This window comes from Lactococcus petauri (assembly GCF_002154895.1).
Taxonomy (GTDB): domain Bacteria; phylum Bacillota; class Bacilli; order Lactobacillales; family Streptococcaceae; genus Lactococcus; species Lactococcus petauri.
Genome location: NZ_MUIZ01000003.1, coordinates 258,910 through 276,806 on the forward strand (window position 1 = coordinate 258,910; position 17,897 = coordinate 276,806).

The 17,897-nt window shown below is 38.9% G+C and carries 18 protein-coding genes; 2 read left to right on the forward strand and 16 right to left on the reverse strand.

Features of this window, described 5'->3' with window-relative positions:
- Positions 1–26: 26 nt before the first annotated feature.
- From BZZ03_RS06295 to BZZ03_RS06350, 12 genes are all read right to left on the reverse strand, one after another.
- Positions 27–1,157: an aminotransferase gene (locus BZZ03_RS06295; RefSeq protein ID WP_086582797.1), complete on the reverse strand. Its 1,131-nt coding sequence runs from the start codon at positions 1,155–1,157 to the stop codon at positions 27–29.
- 10 nt (positions 1,158–1,167) lie between these two features.
- The gene (locus BZZ03_RS06300; RefSeq protein WP_019336029.1) at positions 1,168–1,659 is read right to left on the reverse strand and encodes a YbaK/EbsC family protein; all 492 of its coding nucleotides are present in this window, start codon (positions 1,657–1,659) and stop codon (positions 1,168–1,170) included.
- A gap of 51 nt (positions 1,660–1,710) precedes the next feature.
- Positions 1,711–2,661 (reverse strand): carbamate kinase, encoded by a 951-nt coding sequence (gene arcC / locus BZZ03_RS06305; protein ID WP_019292689.1) that lies wholly within the window; start codon positions 2,659–2,661, stop codon positions 1,711–1,713.
- A 97-nt stretch (positions 2,662–2,758) separates the two neighbouring features.
- Complete coding sequence (locus BZZ03_RS06310) at positions 2,759–4,222, reverse strand: basic amino acid/polyamine antiporter (protein WP_019293039.1); 1,464 nt, start codon at positions 4,220–4,222, stop codon at positions 2,759–2,761.
- 196 nt (positions 4,223–4,418) lie between these two features.
- Positions 4,419–5,462 carry an ornithine carbamoyltransferase gene (gene argF, locus BZZ03_RS06315; protein WP_003133656.1) on the reverse strand — a complete coding sequence of 348 codons (1,044 nt, stop codon included), beginning with the start codon at positions 5,460–5,462 and terminating at the stop codon, positions 4,419–4,421.
- Positions 5,463–5,589: 127 nt separating this feature from the next.
- Positions 5,590–6,819 (reverse strand): arginine deiminase, encoded by a 1,230-nt coding sequence (arcA, locus tag BZZ03_RS06320; protein WP_003133654.1) that lies wholly within the window; start codon positions 6,817–6,819, stop codon positions 5,590–5,592.
- A gap of 209 nt (positions 6,820–7,028) precedes the next feature.
- Entirely contained in the window at positions 7,029–8,099 is a 1,071-nt protein-coding gene (rlmN, locus tag BZZ03_RS06325; protein ID WP_019292691.1) for a dual-specificity RNA methyltransferase RlmN, read from the reverse strand.
- A gap of 96 nt (positions 8,100–8,195) precedes the next feature.
- Positions 8,196–8,798: a YutD family protein gene (locus BZZ03_RS06330; protein ID WP_086582799.1), complete on the reverse strand. Its 603-nt coding sequence runs from the start codon at positions 8,796–8,798 to the stop codon at positions 8,196–8,198.
- A complete protein-coding gene (locus BZZ03_RS06335; RefSeq protein ID WP_086582800.1) occupies positions 8,782–10,143 on the reverse strand; it encodes a bifunctional metallophosphatase/5'-nucleotidase in 1,362 nt (453 codons plus the stop codon). The genes BZZ03_RS06330 and BZZ03_RS06335 overlap by 17 nt, the downstream gene beginning before the upstream one ends.
- Before the next feature lie 89 nt (positions 10,144–10,232).
- Positions 10,233–10,685: a dUTP diphosphatase gene (locus BZZ03_RS06340; protein ID WP_019336033.1), complete on the reverse strand. Its 453-nt coding sequence runs from the start codon at positions 10,683–10,685 to the stop codon at positions 10,233–10,235.
- 31 nt (positions 10,686–10,716) lie between these two features.
- Complete coding sequence (locus BZZ03_RS06345; protein ID WP_014024129.1) at positions 10,717–11,409, reverse strand: rhomboid family intramembrane serine protease; 693 nt, start codon at positions 11,407–11,409, stop codon at positions 10,717–10,719.
- Positions 11,399–11,917, reverse strand: coding sequence for a 5-formyltetrahydrofolate cyclo-ligase (locus BZZ03_RS06350; RefSeq protein ID WP_086582801.1), 519 nt, complete (start codon positions 11,915–11,917; stop codon positions 11,399–11,401). The genes BZZ03_RS06345 and BZZ03_RS06350 overlap by 11 nt, the downstream gene beginning before the upstream one ends.
- A gap of 111 nt (positions 11,918–12,028) precedes the next feature.
- Here BZZ03_RS06350 and BZZ03_RS06355 point away from each other — a divergent pair, with 111 nt between their 5' ends.
- Together BZZ03_RS06355 and BZZ03_RS06360 are read left to right on the forward strand one after the other, a co-directional pair.
- Positions 12,029–12,226 carry a cold-shock protein gene (locus BZZ03_RS06355; RefSeq protein WP_003133641.1) on the forward strand — a complete coding sequence of 66 codons (198 nt, stop codon included), beginning with the start codon at positions 12,029–12,031 and terminating at the stop codon, positions 12,224–12,226.
- A gap of 126 nt (positions 12,227–12,352) precedes the next feature.
- Positions 12,353–13,708 carry an MATE family efflux transporter gene (locus tag BZZ03_RS06360; RefSeq protein ID WP_061414018.1) on the forward strand — a complete coding sequence of 452 codons (1,356 nt, stop codon included), beginning with the start codon at positions 12,353–12,355 and terminating at the stop codon, positions 13,706–13,708.
- Positions 13,709–13,722: 14 nt separating this feature from the next.
- On the opposite strand, the gene gatB is transcribed toward BZZ03_RS06360, so the two are convergent.
- The 4 genes from gatB to codY form a co-directional block, all read right to left on the reverse strand.
- Complete coding sequence (gene gatB, locus BZZ03_RS06365) at positions 13,723–15,156, reverse strand: Asp-tRNA(Asn)/Glu-tRNA(Gln) amidotransferase subunit GatB (protein WP_003133637.1); 1,434 nt, start codon at positions 15,154–15,156, stop codon at positions 13,723–13,725.
- Position 15,157: 1 nt separating this feature from the next.
- On the reverse strand, positions 15,158–16,630 hold the full coding sequence (gene gatA, locus BZZ03_RS06370; RefSeq protein ID WP_019291916.1) for an Asp-tRNA(Asn)/Glu-tRNA(Gln) amidotransferase subunit GatA: 1,473 nt from the start codon (positions 16,628–16,630) through the stop codon (positions 15,158–15,160).
- Positions 16,630–16,935, reverse strand: coding sequence for an Asp-tRNA(Asn)/Glu-tRNA(Gln) amidotransferase subunit GatC (gene gatC / locus BZZ03_RS06375; protein ID WP_086582802.1), 306 nt, complete (start codon positions 16,933–16,935; stop codon positions 16,630–16,632). The genes gatA and gatC overlap by 1 nt, the downstream gene beginning before the upstream one ends.
- A gap of 145 nt (positions 16,936–17,080) precedes the next feature.
- Entirely contained in the window at positions 17,081–17,872 is a 792-nt protein-coding gene (codY, locus tag BZZ03_RS06380; protein ID WP_003133634.1) for a GTP-sensing pleiotropic transcriptional regulator CodY, read from the reverse strand.
- Positions 17,873–17,897 lie beyond the last annotated feature (25 nt).

Genomic DNA, 17,897 nt, shown 5'->3' on the forward strand with positions numbered 1-17,897 from the left:
AAAAGGGGTAAATCCCCTCTATTATCCTATTTGTTATATTCTCGCAAAAATTGAGACAAAGCAGACAAACCCTCGCGTAATGTCTTTTCATCCGTACAATAGCCTAAACGTGCATAGCCTGGCAAGTCAAACCTATTGCCCGGTACTAAAAGAACGCCTTTGTTTTTAAGCAAGGCCACGCAAAATTCTTCTGTTTGGGCCGGATCGAGCGTTTCAAATTTCACAAAGCTTGTCGATACTGCTTTAGGAAATATCATTGATACAAGTGGCTCATTTTCCACCCATTCCCGAAGTATCTGCAAATTATTAGTGACGATTTCTTTATTTCGCGCCAGTACTTGATCACGGTGTTTTAAGACTAGAGTTCCTAAGGCATCATCAAAGACTCCACAACAAATCATTGTATAATCGCGGTATTTGCGAAACTCATCTGCTAGTTTTTCATCTTGAGTCGCCACCCAACCTAAACGTACACCAGGTACAGAATATGTTTTAGAAAGCGAGTTCGTCGAGATACCTTTTTCATATAAGTCAACAATTGGCGCATAATCTTCCGCATCATCAAGAGGCAAGTAAACCTCGTCGACCAAGACATAAGCACCAACTGTTCGAGCCAGCTGAATGACCTCTTCCAAAAAGGCACGGTTTAGGGTTGTACCTGTCGGATTATTGGCATTGTTCAAACAAATCATCTTTGTGTTTGGACGAATCATCTGACGGAGTTCATCCAATCGTGGATACCAGTTTTCCGATTCATAAATTTGCCAAAACTCAATTTCGGCTCCTAAAGAACGTGGAATATCATAGAGCTGCTGGTAACTTGGATACTCTGCAATCACATGATCTCCCGGCTCGATCAATCCATACAAGACCAAATGATTGGCACCCGTTGCGCCATTTGTCGCCAAAATATTTTCTGCGGGAACTTTCTTATAAAGCTTGGCTACTTCTTGCTTAAATTCAGGAGAGCCTTCAATCCATCCGTAGTTAAATTTTTCCTGCATTAAGTGAGACATAAAGCTTTGGCCCTTGTCTTCTTCCAGATTTAATATTTCTTGCAACGTCATGGATGAAATCGTTGATTGAGCAATGTCATAAACTGCTTCTTTTTCCCATACATTGAGCCATTCTTCTACTCCAAAACCATCTATCTTCATATGTGCCCTCCTAAATATCAATTATAGTATAAGTATAGCATTGTGCATCCAGTATTTTAAAGCAATCTTCCATTGGAAAAAAGATTGTCTTTGTATTGTCATTAGGGTGTAACGTCATAATGTCATGCTCCTCAAGCATATCTCGGTCAAAATAAACATGCATATTATCCATTTTATTATCAACCAGACCATAAATAGAAACAATCCCAGACTGCAGTCCCAACATGCTTTCCAAGCGTTCTTCTGATACAAAATGAAGTCGGTTTACTCCAAGTACCTCCCCCAGTTTGTTCATCTCAACGCGCTTACTATCATCCATAATAACCATATAGAATTGCGTGGATTTTTTATTAGCCAAAACTAAAGTCTTCGACCTACAACCTTCATGTCCTTCAATATAATGGTCAGATTCTTCTGTAGAATGACTGCCCGGATGCTCGACAATTTTATAGGGAATTTCGAGCTGAGCCATTAACTTCTCTACTTCTTTAAAGTCTCTCATTCAGCCTCCTCATATAAGAAAAAGGCCGCGCAAAACACGACCTCTTACATTTTAGTCAGCAACAATTGTTGTTCCTGAACCATTTGCCAAGAAATCTTCAAGATTTTCAAGGGAAGTAATTGTTGCCGCACGACCAGTACGTTCTACAAAAGCCATAGCTGCTTCAACTTTTGGTTTCATAGAGCCTGCAGCAAATTGACCGTCTTCCAAGTAGGCGCCAATTTCAGACAAAGTAACTTTTTCCAATTTCTTTTGATCTGGTTTGTTGTAATTGACAAAAACATTGTCCACACCTGTCAAAATAACTAACTCGTCACCATCCACAAGTTCTGCAAGTTTAGCTGCTGAAAAGTCCTTGTCTATTACAGCTTCCACTCCTGTGTATGTGCCGTCTTCATGCTCAACTACAGGAATGCCGCCGCCGCCTGATACAGTAGTTAAAACTGCAGCATCTAACAGTGGTTTGATGGCTTCTGCTTCTACAATACGTTCTGGTTTTGGACTGGCAACAACACGACGATACCCACGACCTGAATCTTCGACAAATTTCCAATCTGGATATTGTTCCAACATTTTGTTCATTTGTGCTTCGTCATAGAATGGGCCAATCGGTTTTGTTGGGTTTTCAAATGCAGGATCATTACTGTCTACCACGACACGTGTGACAACAGAAGCTACAGGAATTCGTTCCAAGCCTTCTTTGATTAAAGCTTTAGTAAAGGCTTGAGTCATCCAGTATCCAATTTGTCCTTGAGTCATAGCCACGGCTGTATCTAAAGGCATCGCAGGATTTTTGGCACTGTCTGATCCCAGTTGTTGTAAAAGTAAATTACCAACTTGAGGGCCGTTACCATGCGTAACAACTATTTCTACATCGTTATCCTTAATGAGCGGGATCAATTGACTCGCTGTAACTTCAAGCGCTTCTTGTTGTGCTTGAGCTGTTGGATCATCTGTCAAAATAGCGTTACCGCCAAGAGCAACTACAATACGTCTAACCATAATTATTTTCTCCTATTTTATGTTATTAAAGCGCTTACTTTGCGCTTGAAAGAATAAAACTTTTGATTGCTCAAAAATTTTACTCTTAATTTTCTTTTTAAATACCAAGTAACTCTCTCAAGCCAAACTGATTAGCAAGCAAGCCATAAAGAGCGAGCAAAGCGGCAAGAGTAAAGATAATGATAGCAAACCATTCGCCTGTTGAAATAGTTCTGTTGTTTTCACGTTTTGCACGGATATAGAGGACAAAACCAACTACATACAGAATGGAAGCCATCCAGACAAACTGCCAACCACTCAGGTAAAGGGCAATAATTTGGAATGCCATGGCAAAGAAGCCGATTAAAATATTTTTAGTTGATTTTTCGACTAAACCAACTTTTAATAGATATGCACCGACGAGAGCGTAGCAAACCATAATTACTGCAGTACAGAGGTAAACAAAGACATTATAAGCATCTGAGGCAAAGTAAGTAATAATGATAAAGAGTTGTACAAAACCTTGAGTCAAAAGCAATGAATTAACAGGTGCACCAGCTTTATTTTCTTTTCCAAACCAAGCAGGCAAGAGCTTTTGTGAAGCCAATTGAGAAGTTGACTCAACTGGAAGCATCGTCCACGATAACCAAGCACCGAGAAGTGAAATAATCAACCCGATAGCCATCAAATTACCACCCCAAGGGCCAACCATCTCACGTAAGATACCAACCATACCTGGTTGTGGCATACTTGCAAGCTGTGCTTGATCCAAATATCCATAAGGTAAGAGCGAGAGCAAGATATAAATCACCAGCAAAGTGAATAACCCAATAATTGAAGCTTTACCAGCATCTGATTTTTTCTTAGCACGGTCGCCCATCATTGCCGCACCTTCAATACCAACGAAGACCCAAATCATAACCATCAAGGAACTTTGAATCTGTCCGATTAATCCTGAGGCAGTCATCTGAGTAAATGCTGCTGTTCCATCTGTATTAATGACGACATTTTGCCAAAAATGTTCTGTAAAGACTCCAGCTCTGAACATAACAATAGCAACAACGGCAAAAATTGCGATTGGAATTAATTTAGCAATGAGTACAATAGCATTAATTACTGCTGCCCCTTCAACCCCACGAATAACAAGTGCAGTTAAAGACCAAGAAACGACTGAAACAACGATGACTGATAAAAAGGTCAAAGAACCGTCTTCATTAGCAAAAACACCAGGAAAGAAATAGTTGACAGATGTCATCATCAAGACAGCGAAAGCCACGTTACCTGCCCAAGCGGACAACCAGTAACCCCAGCCTGATAAGAATCCGGCAAAATCACCAAATCCTGCGCGGGCATAATCTGAAACACCGGAGAGTTCTGGTTTATTAACAACAAGGTGATTTAAGCTCAAAACGAGCATAAGAATACCAAAACCAATAAAGAGCCATGAAATGACCACACCACCTGGTGTGGCTCCATTTGCCAAGTCATTCGAGAGGTTAAATACCCCACCACCAATAGCTCCGGATACGATAATTGCTACGAGGGCCATGAGCCCTATTCCTTTTTTATTTTCTACTTCCATATTACTTCCTATTTTTTTTATAAAGTCATATGCTTTAAAAAAGTCTCCAATTATGAAAATATACGAGGTCTGACCTTTTCAAAACAAGAGTTATAGAGGGAACCAAAAATATTTTTTCCAGATTTGTGCAAACTTCCCACCGGTATTAGGAAGTGGAAAGTCTGTCAAATCCGGAAAAAATCAAATTCAAAATTTATTATTTGATACTTGGTACATCTGGAATGAAGAGGTTACCCAAAGTTGCTGCCATAATTGCTTTAATTGAGTGCATACGGTTTTCAGCTTCTTCAAATTGACGTGCATATTTAGAACGGAATACTTCGTCAGTAACTTCCATTTCAGTCAAGCCATACTCTTCTTTAATTTCTTTACCATATTCAGTTTCAGTATCGTGGAAGGCTGGCAAGCAGTGCATGAAGATAAGTTCTTCATCTGGAGTTCCAGTCAATTTCATCATATCCATTGTGATACGGTATGGAGTGAGAAGTTCCACACGTTCTTCCCAGTTTGATTCACCCATTGATACCCATACGTCTGAGTAGATAATGTTTGCACCTTTAACCCCTGCTTCAATATCTGCAGTTGTTTCTGGTTTTGCACCTGACTCAGCTGCAAATTTACGCGCAATTTCCATAACTTCTTCAGAAGGTTGAAGTGATTCAGGCGCTACGATAGTTACGCTCACTCCAAGCATCGCACCTGTTACGATAAGAGAGTTAGCCATATTGTTACGACCATCACCGACATAAGCAAGTTTAAGACCTTTAAGGTAACCAAATTCTTCTTTGATTGTCATGTAGTCTGCAATCATTTGAGTTGGATGCCAATCGTCAGTCAAACCATTCCATACAGGAACTCCTGAGTATTTTGCCAAATCTTCAACTTCTTTTTGTGAGAAACCACGACGTTCAATTGCATCAAACATTGAGCCAAGAACACGTGCTGTATCTTCAGTAGATTCTTTGATACCAAGTTGAATATCATCTTTACCAAGATATTCTGGGTGAGCACCAAGGTCGATAGCTGCTGTTGTAAATGCAGCACGCGTACGTGTAGAAGTTTTAGCAAAAAGTAAGGCGATATTTTTTCCTTCAAGATAATGGTGAGGGATGTTATTTTTCTTCAATGCTTTTAAGTGAATAGCAAAGTCAACAAGATATTGAATTTCTGCAGGTGTAAAATCTTTTTCTGCTAAAAATGAACGGCCTTGGAAAACTGAGTTAATTTTTGGTGTTTGCATTTAATTTTCTCCTAAATATAATTTTTTTATTTTTTTGAAATAAGGACATTTGCTTGTGCTGTAAGCAATAAAGTGTCAACAAGGTTGACAGAGCTGTAAACCAAGCAAATAGAGGGTAAAACTTTGATTAAATATCTTCACGCCACAATGGTTGAGACATACAACGTGCACCACCACGACCACGTGCCAACTCGCTTGAAAGAATCTCATGTACTTTGATACCATGTTCTTTAAGTAATTCGATTGTGACATAGTTACGGTCATAAGTAACAATTTCACCTGGAGCGATAGCCAATGTGTTTGAACCATCATTCCATTGTTCACGCGGTGCAACGATTGGATCTCCATTACCACATTCAATCAAATCAAGTTCTGAGAGTTCCAACACTTTCTTAAGGGCAACTTTAAGGTCTGTCAAATGTTCAATTTCCACATCTCCATCTTTACCTGGACGTAAGATGAATGCATTGATATTTCCAGAACCATCAAAGATTCCTGGGAAGACTGTAAACTGATCATGATTAATCATTGTAAATACAGTATCCAAGTGCATCATTGCGTGATTATGCGGAATTTCAACAGCAAGTACAGTGTCAAAGGTTGACAATGGGTTTGCAAACAATTCTTTTGCTAAAGCTTGAATTGTTTTAGATGAAGTACGTTCAGAAACACCAATAGCTACAGTGTGTTTGTTTAATACGAGTTCATCACCACCTTCAATACGTGTTGTATGGTTACGATCACGCCAAATTGGAGTGTCTTTAAAACGTGGGTGATTTGCCATTACATATTCTGTGATCAATGATTCAGGTTGACGTGCTGGGAAAGTCATTTTGTTAATAGTCATCCCTACACCCATAGATGCTTGTGGGTCACGAGTGAAGTAAGCATTTGGCAATGGATTAAGGTAGAAATGGTTTTCGGCATCAGAACCGGCCATGTCGCTAAGAACTGTACGTTTTAGGTCCAATTCATTTTTACGAACACCTGCATAAATCTTGTCAACCATTGCTTTTGTATCCATGCTTGTCAAGTACTCAGTCAAACCTTCAAGTGTACGTCCTGGGCGGTAGCCTGCTTCATGCAAGAGTCGAGCCAAGAAATCTTTTTTAACACTTTCAGTTTGAAAAACATCTGCGGCAAGATCTTCTATATAGACTGTTTCTGCTCCGTTATCACGCAATGTTTGAGCAAAGAAATCGTGTTCCTTCTGAGCAATTTTCAAGTAAGGGATATCATCAAACAAGAGTTGATGCATTGTGTCTGGTGTGATGTTTTCGACTTCAGCACCTGGACGATGAAGGAGAACTGATTTAAGTTTTCCGATTTCTGAATTGACATTGATTGCTTTTTCCATGAGATAAGCATCCTTTCTTTTATATAAAACTATATATTAAAATTGTAAAAGCGCTTTCAACACCTTTTATTATAGTCTAATCTTTTTTTGAATGCAAATTGAACGCCATTATAATAATGCGCTTTCATTTCATGAAAAATAATAAATATACAAAAAGAAACCAGCAATACCAAGGTTGAGCCTTTGCGCTGGTTTCTTTTATTTTTTTATTACTTTTCTTTGTTTTTTCTAATTTGTTTACTTCTGAGTTGTCCGCAAGCGGCATCAATGTCTGTACCATGCTCTTGGCGCACAACACAGTTGATACCATTTTTCTTGAGTACATCGTAAAATTTCGCAGTATCATTTCGTGTTGAACGTTCATATTTGATATGCTCAGCGACAGGATTATAGGGAATCAGATTGACATACGAAAGTTTATTTCGGGGTTTTATTAAATCAGCTAATTCTTGTGCAATTTCCGGAGTATCATTTTCTCCAGAAAGCATAATATACTCATAGGTTACACGACGATTTGTTGTTTCAGTATAATAATCTATCGCATCAAAAAGTTTTTCAAGTGGTGCGCTACGTGTGATACGCATCAGACTTGTACGTAATTCATTGTTTGGTGCATGTAAAGAAATAGCCAAGTTCACTTGCAAGTTTTCATTTGCAAATTCTTTGATTTTTGCTGGCATGAAACCACAGGTTGACACGGTAATATGACGTGCCCCAATAGCAAGGCCATTATCATCATTAATTGTGCGTAAAAAGTTCATCAAGTTTACATAGTTGTCAAATGGTTCACCGATACCCATAACTACAACGTGAGAAACACGCTCATCTTGGCCTTTTTCATCGAAGTATTTTTGGACCAACATAATCTGAGCGACTATCTCTCCAGCTGTCACATCACGCTCTTTTTTTAGAATACCAGAGGCACAAAACGTACAGCCCATGTTACATCCCACCTGAGTAGTCACACATACAGATAAGCCATAAGATTGGCGCATCAACACAGTTTCAATCATCATTTTATCTGGTAACATAAAAAGATATTTAACTGTTCCATCTTCCGACTCTTGTACGACGACTTGCTCTAGAGGATTCATAATAAAATGCGCATTCAACTTTGCAATAAAATCCTTGGAGAGGTTTGTCATTTCTTCAAATGTTTGGACACGTTTTCGGTAAAGCCAATCCCACACTTGGGTTGCCCGAAATTTTTTTTCACCATTTTCAATCGCCCAATCAATAAGTTGATCACGTGTTAAGCCGTAAATTGTTTGTTTTTCCATTATATCTCCGATATTTTTCCCCAAAAAATTTTTTGAGGGAACTTTTTTGCATATTATTCAATAAATTTTTAGACACATTTTTGATATTTGTCTATTTTATTTTTTTGCACGTTCGCGTATTACAAAATTAGATTTAGAGGTTGTATTTTTCTCATTTTTCTCATTTTGTTTTATTTTAGCAGGATTCTTACCTGATTTCTCGCGAATTTCAAATGATTTTTTCTCATTTTTCTTTTGCTTTTCTTGAGAGCTTCGATTTTTATTGCGATTATTTCGACGTCGTGGTTTTTCAAATTTAGGTTGACGTGGCTTGTCTTCAAAAACACGTTCGGATGTGTAAGCTTCATCTTGTGAGCGTACACGACGTAAAACAAAGTAAGCACAGCCATAATTGCAATATTCATTGATATAATCTTCTAATCGGTCAATCTTATTTTCAGATTGCATTTTTTTTCTACTTACTGAAAAAAAGCCTTTTAAACGGAGCTGTTCAAAGCCCCAATCTCCCACGATGTAATCATACTTATCGAAAATATCGCTAAATCGCTGCTCCAGCTTTTCAGCATCAAACCCTTCACGATAATTGTAAACCAGATGAAAAGTCTTACCACCTACTTTTACAATGTCATCTGTCGCAGTTACCCGCTCACCAGGGAAACGATTATAATTTAATTTTGATTCATCAACTTCTTTTGGCACTTTCCTCTCCCTTTCTCTTTTTGTTCATTTTCTCGTTTTTTAATTCATTTGCTACTATTTCTCGTAGAAAATACGGAAAAAGTATTTCGACTTTCTCTTGTTTTTTCAATAAAGGAAAATACCAAGCAAAGAGATACTGATCAGGAACGACTATGCTATAAGACTCAGCATCGACCACAACCGTATTTCTATAATAAAATTTACCTCTGTTGAAATTTATTCCCTGAAAAATAAGCCGACCAAATTGCTTCCCTCGAAAACCCATACCTCGAATATTTTGCCCAGACAGCATTGCAGATACATCAAGCATTTCACGTAAAACTTCTTTCAGTACCTTACCAGTCAGCGTAAGCCGCACTAAACGCATGGAATGAGGCAAAAATTGGTGTAAATCATCTAAAGTAAGTTGGTTTGGCAATGCTTCTGTAACCAAGAGCCCAGTATTGAAAACACAGGCTCCCACCTTGCCATATTGGGCAAGTAACTCTGCAATAAAATGACTTGCATTATAATCAGGATAAACATTGGTCAGGCTATAGGGAAGTTCTCCGACAGTCTTGCCTTGCAACATTTTACGTCCTTTCAACTCCCACGAGTTGATGTGTAAAGCATCACTTTTTTCTTTTTTGAGCGTGTTGGTAGCAATCGTGGAAATTTCCGAAGCAATTACTTTGTTATTTTGATCAAAAGTAAGATTGATTTCGCCGATATGCTCCCCGTATCTTCCTGCAGCCGCAAGTAAGGTGTCATGTAATTCCGCTCCGTGTTCAAAAAGATGATGCGTATGGCTTCCAATAATTAAATCAATATCGTAATTTTTAGCGATTTTCTCATCAACGGTTTTACCCAAATGACTCAAAAGAATCGTAAAATCACATTCCAGTGGCAAGAGCTGATCCAAGCAAACTAAAGGATCAACAATATCCCAACCTGCTTGTAAATATGCTAGATAAGGAGCTGTTAAGCCAATGATTCCAATACGCATCCCCCAACTGCTCTCTATAAATTTAGGACCTTGAGCAAAAGGCATATTACTGATATTTGAAAGCAATATATCAAAGTCGGCTTGATTGTATAAACGGCTTAGCATATCATGAGTTAAGCCTAACCCTTCATTGTTACCGAGGGTCGCTGCTGTCAAATTCAGCTTATTCATCAGAGCAACATTAATCTGTCCTTCTGTTGCCTCAGTTAAAGGATGTACTCGGTCAACATTATCCCCTAAGTCAAATCGCAAGACATCTGGATGTCCAACTGATTTTTCCGCAAAAAAACGCTCAATCACTGGAAATCTTTCCAAATGCGAGTGCAAATCGTTCAAGTGAATAATGCGCAATGAATTCATTTTACCATTATAGCACAAAAAAGACCGCTAAAGCGGTAGTTTTTGTACTTTTATACTTACGCCTGCAAATCAAAAGCAAGGCTTCATTCCTATTTTCCTGTTGATCCGAAGCCGCCAGTTCGTGTAGATTTAGTCACTTCAGCATCCCCATCAGCAACCAAGAAAGGCATAAAGACCGCTTGGACAATCCTCTCACCTTTTTCCAAGACCACTTCTGATTCCGTAATATTTTGCATTTGAGCAAATATCTCGCCCTCATTCCCTGGGTTATTGTAATAGTCACCGTCAATGACACCTACCGAGTTAATCATCACTAAACCTTTTTTACGCGGATTTGACGAGCGATCAAACAGATACAGAACTTCTCCTGCTTGCATATATGCCTTAAGGCCTGTTGAGATTAGTTTAATTTCACCAGGTTTAATGGTAATGTTTTCAGCCACTGATAAGTCATAGCCTGCCGCATGCTTGGTCGCACGTATTGGTAATTCTAGGTTTTCATTTTTGTATTTACTTACTATTTCAAATCCACGTGTTTTCATAATTACTCCTTATTGCTTATTTTTAATCTATTTATTTTATAAAGGGCAAAATCAGAAAAACGATAAATAAGACAACAACCGTTACTCCTGATAAAATCCGATTTTGCATTGGTACAGAATTCTTGAAATATTTAGGTGGAAAAACAGGAGCTAAAAGAAGTCCGCCCACTGCTCCTCCAACATGTGACCAAATATTGACCGAGCTAAGATTAAACATATTGAAGAAAAGATTAATCGCAATCAAGATGGTAAATGTCTTACCAATCTGTTTTAGCATCGGATGGCCTGTAAAGAAGCCAATTCCTGCAATAGCTGCAAAAAGACCAAAAATCGAAGTTGATGCTCCTGCAGATAAGGAATTGGGCGAAAAGATAAAGGTTGCTGCATTACCAAAAATTCCTGAAAGAATGTAGATCAAACTGAAATTAAGGCTACCAAATACAGCTTCAACCTGACGTCCGATAAAAAAGAGCGTCAGAGTATTCATAAGAAAGTGAGTCCATCCAATATGAATAAAAATTGGTGTCACAAGGCGCCACAATTGAGTTGGATCAGCTAAAATGGCTGGTGGAAATAATGCACCAGTATTAAAAAGGTTAATTGCCGAGGTTGCAGCTAAACCATAACGTAAAAATTGATAAAGCCAAACCATCGTTGTTAAAAGTGATAAAATATAAGTCGCTTTATGCTTCATAAAGTCTTTTTTTATCATATCAATGTTCATAAGTAAATATTTCTCCTATGCTTATATCATGAGGTTCTGGATAAAAGTCTCTGTGCTGAAAATCATAACATAGACTAACTGTCTGTCCAGAAAAGCTTGCCAGATAACGGTCATAATATCCCGCACCAAAACCAATCCGATAACCTTCTTTATTCCAAGCCAAGCCGGGGACCAAAATCAAATCAGGCACAACTTCGTTTTTCGACTTAGGTTCTAGTATACCAAATTTTGTACGTTCTAAGTCATTTTTGTCGTATTTTACAAAAATCATGTGGCGATTAGCCAAGGTTTTTGGTAAAACTATTTGTTTATCTGCCTGCTCAAAAAGGGGTTGCAAATCAAATTCAAACTCTTGCGGCATATAGAGCGCCACGGTTTTAGCGTTTTTCCATTGTTCTGAGGCAAGCAGCTCTGCAATAATTTTCTGACTTTGACGGCTTTTGTCAGCAAAATCAAAACTTTTCAGTAAATTTATCATTTCTTTTCGAATTAGCGCTTTCTTTTCCATACTTTATATGGTATCATAAAGCTGTAAGTTTTTTTCAAGTTAACGTTTATGCTTTTTGTTACACGCTTTCCGAAGATAAGATTTACCAAACTAAAGAAAGGATGTATTCAAATGGCACAAGGAACTGTAAAATGGTTTAACGCTACTAAAGGTTTTGGCTTCATTACAACTGAAGAAGGCAACGATGTATTCGTACACTTCTCAGCTATTCAAACTGATGGCTTCAAAACTCTTGATGAAGGCCAAAAAGTTAGCTTTGATCTTGAAGAAGGCCCACGTGGACCTCAAGCAATCAACGTTACTAAATAATTGGTAATTAAAGCACCTTTACGGTGCTTTTTCTTTTTGTTTAAACACCACAATAAAAGCAGTTATGCTATTGTTTTATAGATATAAAAAGTTTACAATGTATAAAGCAAAGAATTTAGGAATATTATGAAAGATTTAACAAAAGGAAACATTCTCAAAGGTTTAATTACCTTCACACTTCCCCTGCTCTTGGGAAACTTTTTTCAAGTGCTCTATAATACTGCAGACACACTGATTGTTGGTCAAACGCTAGGAAAAAATGCGCTTGCATCAGTGGGGGCTACGGGATCCATCAACTTTTTAATCGTTGGTTTTGCTCAGGGAATGACCGCAGGGCTCACGATTATTACTGCGCAACGCTTTGGTGCCAAAGATGCACATGCTGTCAAAAAGTCCTTTGTGACAGGGCTGTATTTTACGATAGCTATCTCCCTCTTGCTCAGTGTCTTGTCTGTCCTATTTGTGGGTCAATTACTACAACTTATGCAGACTCCAGCTGAGATTTACGAAGGTGCACACACTTTTTTGAGTATTATGTTAGGTGGACTTACAGCGACCACACTATATGCTTATTATTCGAACGCGCTCCGCGCCTTAGGTGATTCCAAGACACCGCTCTATGCACTTATCGTCGCCAGTATTTTAAATATCGGCTTTGAGTATTTCGCAATCCTCGTTCTCCATTTAGGCTTAGCGGGAGCAAGTGCAGCCACCATTTTGGCCCAATGTATCTCTGTGCTTTATCTGGTTTTACATATTAAACGCAAAGTGCCTGAGTTACACCTTAATCGAAAACTCCTTGTTTACGATACCCAAGAAATACGTACACATGCACGACTGAGTATTCCCATGGGATTTCAATCTAGTATTATCGCTATTGGTTCTATTACACTTCAAGTAGCACTTAACACTATGGGAACAAACGCTGTCGCCACTCAAGCTATTGTATCTAAGATTGACCAAATCGCGATGTTGCCAATGATGTCGATCGGACTTGCTATGGCTACCTTTGGAGCCCAAAACTATGGTGCAAAACAATACCGCCGAATAAATCAAGGGCTTTTCCAATCTCTCCTCATAGCTGTTTCCTGGGCGATTGGCTTTGCCATTCTTTTGGTAAGCTTGAACTATTACTTCACGACGGCTTTTATCTCACCAAGCCAAACAGCTGTTATTGATATGGCTAGACATTACTATATTGTGAATGGTGGTTTCTACTGGCTACTTGCTATCCTCTTCGTTACGCGCTCAACATTACAGGGTTTGGGCAATGCGCGCATTCCAACAATTTGTGGCGTGGCAGAACTGGTCATGCGTGCCGCAGTGGCCATCATCGGAGTTAACCTCTTAAATTACACCGTGATTATTTCATCCAATCCAGCTGCTTGGTTGGGGTCAACCGCTATTCTGATTCCCACAACCATCCGAATGGTGCGTCGTTTTAACCGCGAAAATGCACAAGAAAAAATCGTTCTAAATTGAACGATTTTTTTATATTAGTCTTTATCTAATTCTTGATAGAGCAGTTTTTGCGCTACTGTTGGATTGGCTTGTCCTTTTGTAGCTTTCATAAGCTGACCAACTAAGGCCTTAGCTGCATTTTCCTTACCGCCACGATAGTCAGCAACAGATTGTTCATTTTTAGCAAATACTTCATGAATGATAGGCAAGAGTACAGCTGGGTCAGAGATTTGAACCAAGCCGGCCTTTTTAACGAAAGCTTCTGCTGAACCACCGTTTTTAGCTAATTCGAGGAAGACTTTCTTCGCAATTTTCGATGAAATAGTCCCATCTGCAATCAAACGCAACATTTCTGTGAGATTTTCTGGAGTTAAGTGAATATCTTTAAGTTCCAGATGTGCTGTGTTCAAGTACTGAGCAACTTCACCTTGAAGCCAGTTGGATACCAATTTGGCATCACCACCTAATTTAACAGCTGCTTCAAAGAAATCAGAGACATCTTTTGAGCTTGTCAACTGGCGCGCATCGTATTCACTGAGGCCCATTTCCTCTACATAACGTACACGGCGTGCTGCTGCAAACTCAGGAAGTTCAGCACGAACTTCGTCAATCCAAGCTTCGGAAATTTCAATACGTGGCAAATCTGGTTCTGGGAAATAACGATAATCAGACGCACCTTCTTTAACACGCATCAAGATTGTTTCACCTGTTTTATCATCAAAACGACGTGTTTCTTGACGAATTTCACCACCAGCACGAAGAATTTTCGCTTGGCGATCAATTTCAAAGGCTAGGGCTTTCTTCACATTACTGAAAGAGTTCATGTTCTTCACTTCTGTTTTAACACCAAACTCTTCTTGGCCATAAGGACGCAATGAAATATTGGCATCACAGCGCATGGAACCTTCTTCCATCTTCACATCAGAAATACCTGTATAGAGAATCAATTCACGTAAGGCGGTCAAATACGCATAAGCTTCATCAGCGCTTCGCATATCTGGCTCAGAAACAATCTCAATCAATGGTACCCCTTGACGGTTCAAGTCAACATAAGAATAGCCATCTGTTCCGTGCGTATTTTTACCGGCATCTTCTTCAATATGTGCACGCTCAATACGAACAGTCGATTTTGTACCATCTTCAAGTTCAATTTCAATAGAACCATTGTAACCAATAGGTTCATCTGCCTGCGAAATTTGGTAAGCTTTAGGATTATCAGGGTAAAAATAATTTTTACGATCAAAATGCATACTCTTTTGAATCGACATATTCATGGCAAGAGAAGCTTTCATCCCAGCAACGACAACACCTTTGTTCAATGTTGGCAAAACACCTGGCATTCCCCAGTCAATAACATTCGTATTGACATTTGGTTCAGAGCCAAATTCAGCTGGAGTTGGGCTGTAAATTTTTGAGTTTGTATTTAACTCAACATGGACTTCAAGTCCAATGACTGTTTCAAAGTTCATCTTATTTTGCCCCTCCTTCTGTAAAGATAATTGGTTTTTTCTTATGATGATCCGTTGTTGCTTCAAACGCTGCTGCGACTTGATAAATTGTTTCCTCATCATAGCGTTTACCAATCAATTGCATCCCAACAGGTAGACCTTCAACATAACCCGCCGGAATCGAAATTCCTGGTAATCCCGCGAGGTTGACTGGAATTGTTAAGATATCTGAAAGATACATTTGAACAGGATCTTTTGATTTTTCATCAAAGCCAAAAGCAACCGTTGGGGCTGTTGGGCCAAGAATCAAATCATAATCCGCAAATACTTTATTAAAGTCTTCGATAATCATTGTACGAACTTGACCAGCCTTTTTAAAGTGCTTATCGTAGGCACCTGCAGAAAGACTAAATGTACCTAGCATAATACGACGTTTGACCTCATCGCCAAAGCCTTCTGAACGTGATTTCACATAGACATCTTCAAGGTTTTCGATATCCTGTGCACGATAACCATAACGAATACCATCGAAGCGTTGGAGATTTGAGCTCGCTTCTGAAGAAGCGATGATGTAGTAAACAGCTACCCCATACTTGCTATGTGGCAAGCTCACTTCTTCAACAATAGCACCTAAAGATTCTAAGTGTTTCGCCGCCGCCATAATTTGCTCTTTGACTGCTGGATCAATTCCTTCCCCAAAGTATTCTTTAGGCAAAGCAATCTTCATTCCTTTAATATCTTGACCTATTTTTGAACCAAAATCTGGCACAGCTACTTCTGAACTTGTAGCATCTTTAGCATCACTACCTGAGATAACATTTAAAAGTTGTGCATTCTCTTCAACAGTAGCTGAAAAGGGACCAATTTGATCAAGTGAACTAGAAAAAGCAATTAAACCATAACGAGAAACACGTCCGTAAGTTGGTTTCAGACCCACAATACCACTGAACGAAGCTGGTTGACGAATCGAACCACCTGTATCGGATCCTAATGACAAGCGTACTTGTCCACTCGCAACAGCACTAGCTGAACCTGAAGATGATCCACCAGGTACTTTTGTTTGATCCCACGCATTGTATGTTGGCTTAACAGAAGAAGTTTCCCCTGAGCCCCCCATTGCGAATTCGTCCATATTGGCTTTACCAATAATAACCATGCCATTGTCATAAAGCTTTTCAACGACAGTCGCATCATAAGGTGGGATAAAACCAGAAAGAATTTTACTTGCTGCAGTTGTTTCAATATTTTTAGTAACAATATTGTCTTTAACTGCTAAGGGAATACCGTCTGTAAGTTTTGTTGCATCAATTCCACGCGCATCAATAGCAGCTGCTTGCGCTAATGCTTCTTCATCTAATACAGAAATAAAACTGCCCATTGCTGCTTCACGTGCATGCACATCATCCAATGTCGCCTGTGTCAAGTCAACAGCAGAGATTTCCTTTTTCACCAAGAGGTCATGCAACTCTTTAATTGTTTTATTATTCAATGACATTATGCATCTCCTCCATCAGCCAACATTGCGGGAACCTTAATAAAGCCATCTTGCTTCGTTGGTACATTACGCATTAATTCATCACGGTCATCACCCTGTACAGCAATATCTTCACGCATGCGGTTTAAGTTATCCGCAACACTCATCGTAAATTCTACATTTTCCGTATTGACTTCCTCTAACTGCTCCACCATTTCGATAATTTTATCGAGTTTATCCGTCACAGCATCAAGTTCATTTTTCTCAAATTTAAGCTTTGACAAAGTTGCCACATGCTCCACTTGTTCTTTTGTAATCTTGCTCATGTTATTTTCCCTAACTATTAAAGATTTTCATTCTCAATTATAGCAAAAATCTTTAAAAACTGATACAGCTAGGCTTTACTGCCTACTGCCTTTACCACAAGTAAAAAACCTCTCACTAAGAGAAGTTTTTTTATTACTTTTAAGGTTAGAAGTTACGACCTTCAAGCTTTGTAAATAAACCTTGGTTAAGAACTTTTAGGTAAGTCCCTTTCATTCCCAACGAACGGCTTTCAATAACACCAGCAGATTCAAGCTTACGTAGTGCATTAACGATTACTGAACGTGTAATTCCAATCTTGTCGGCAATGACTGAAGCAATAACATGTCCTTCTTCTCCATCAAGTTCTTCAAGAATTGCTTTCACAGCCTTCATTTCTGAATACGAAAGTGTATTGACTGCCATGTTAGCCATCGTGTCTTTACGGATATTTTCTTCCATTTGTTCAAGCTTAAGATTTGAAAGTTGAACACCGATAACTGTTGTTGCAAGCTCTGCAAGCACAAGATCATCATCACTGAATTTTCCGTCTGTACGCCATAAGATGAAGGTTCCCAAGCGCATACCACTACCATAGATTGGTGCACATGTTGTCAAACCATTAGGATACTCACCTAAAAGTTCTGCAGGAAATACTGACAAAGGCTCGTTAATTGTGATATTTGCTAAAGTGTCATAGATACGGATAGCCGCACGTGCATAATCTTCTGGCAATTGTTTTTGTACATGGAAAAGTTCATTAACACGATCGTTGTTAATTTCGTATGGCAGTGAATAGCCCAAAAGTTTCCCTTTTGTATCAATGATACAAGCATTACAGTCAATAACGTTGGCTAAACGCTCTGTCATGTTATCATAGGGTAACTCCTGCTTTAAATCAGTTACTCCATCTTGCAGAACTGATGTAATTTTGCGGGTTTTTTCTAGTAAAGTAGCCACGGTTTTCTCCTATTATATTATTTTC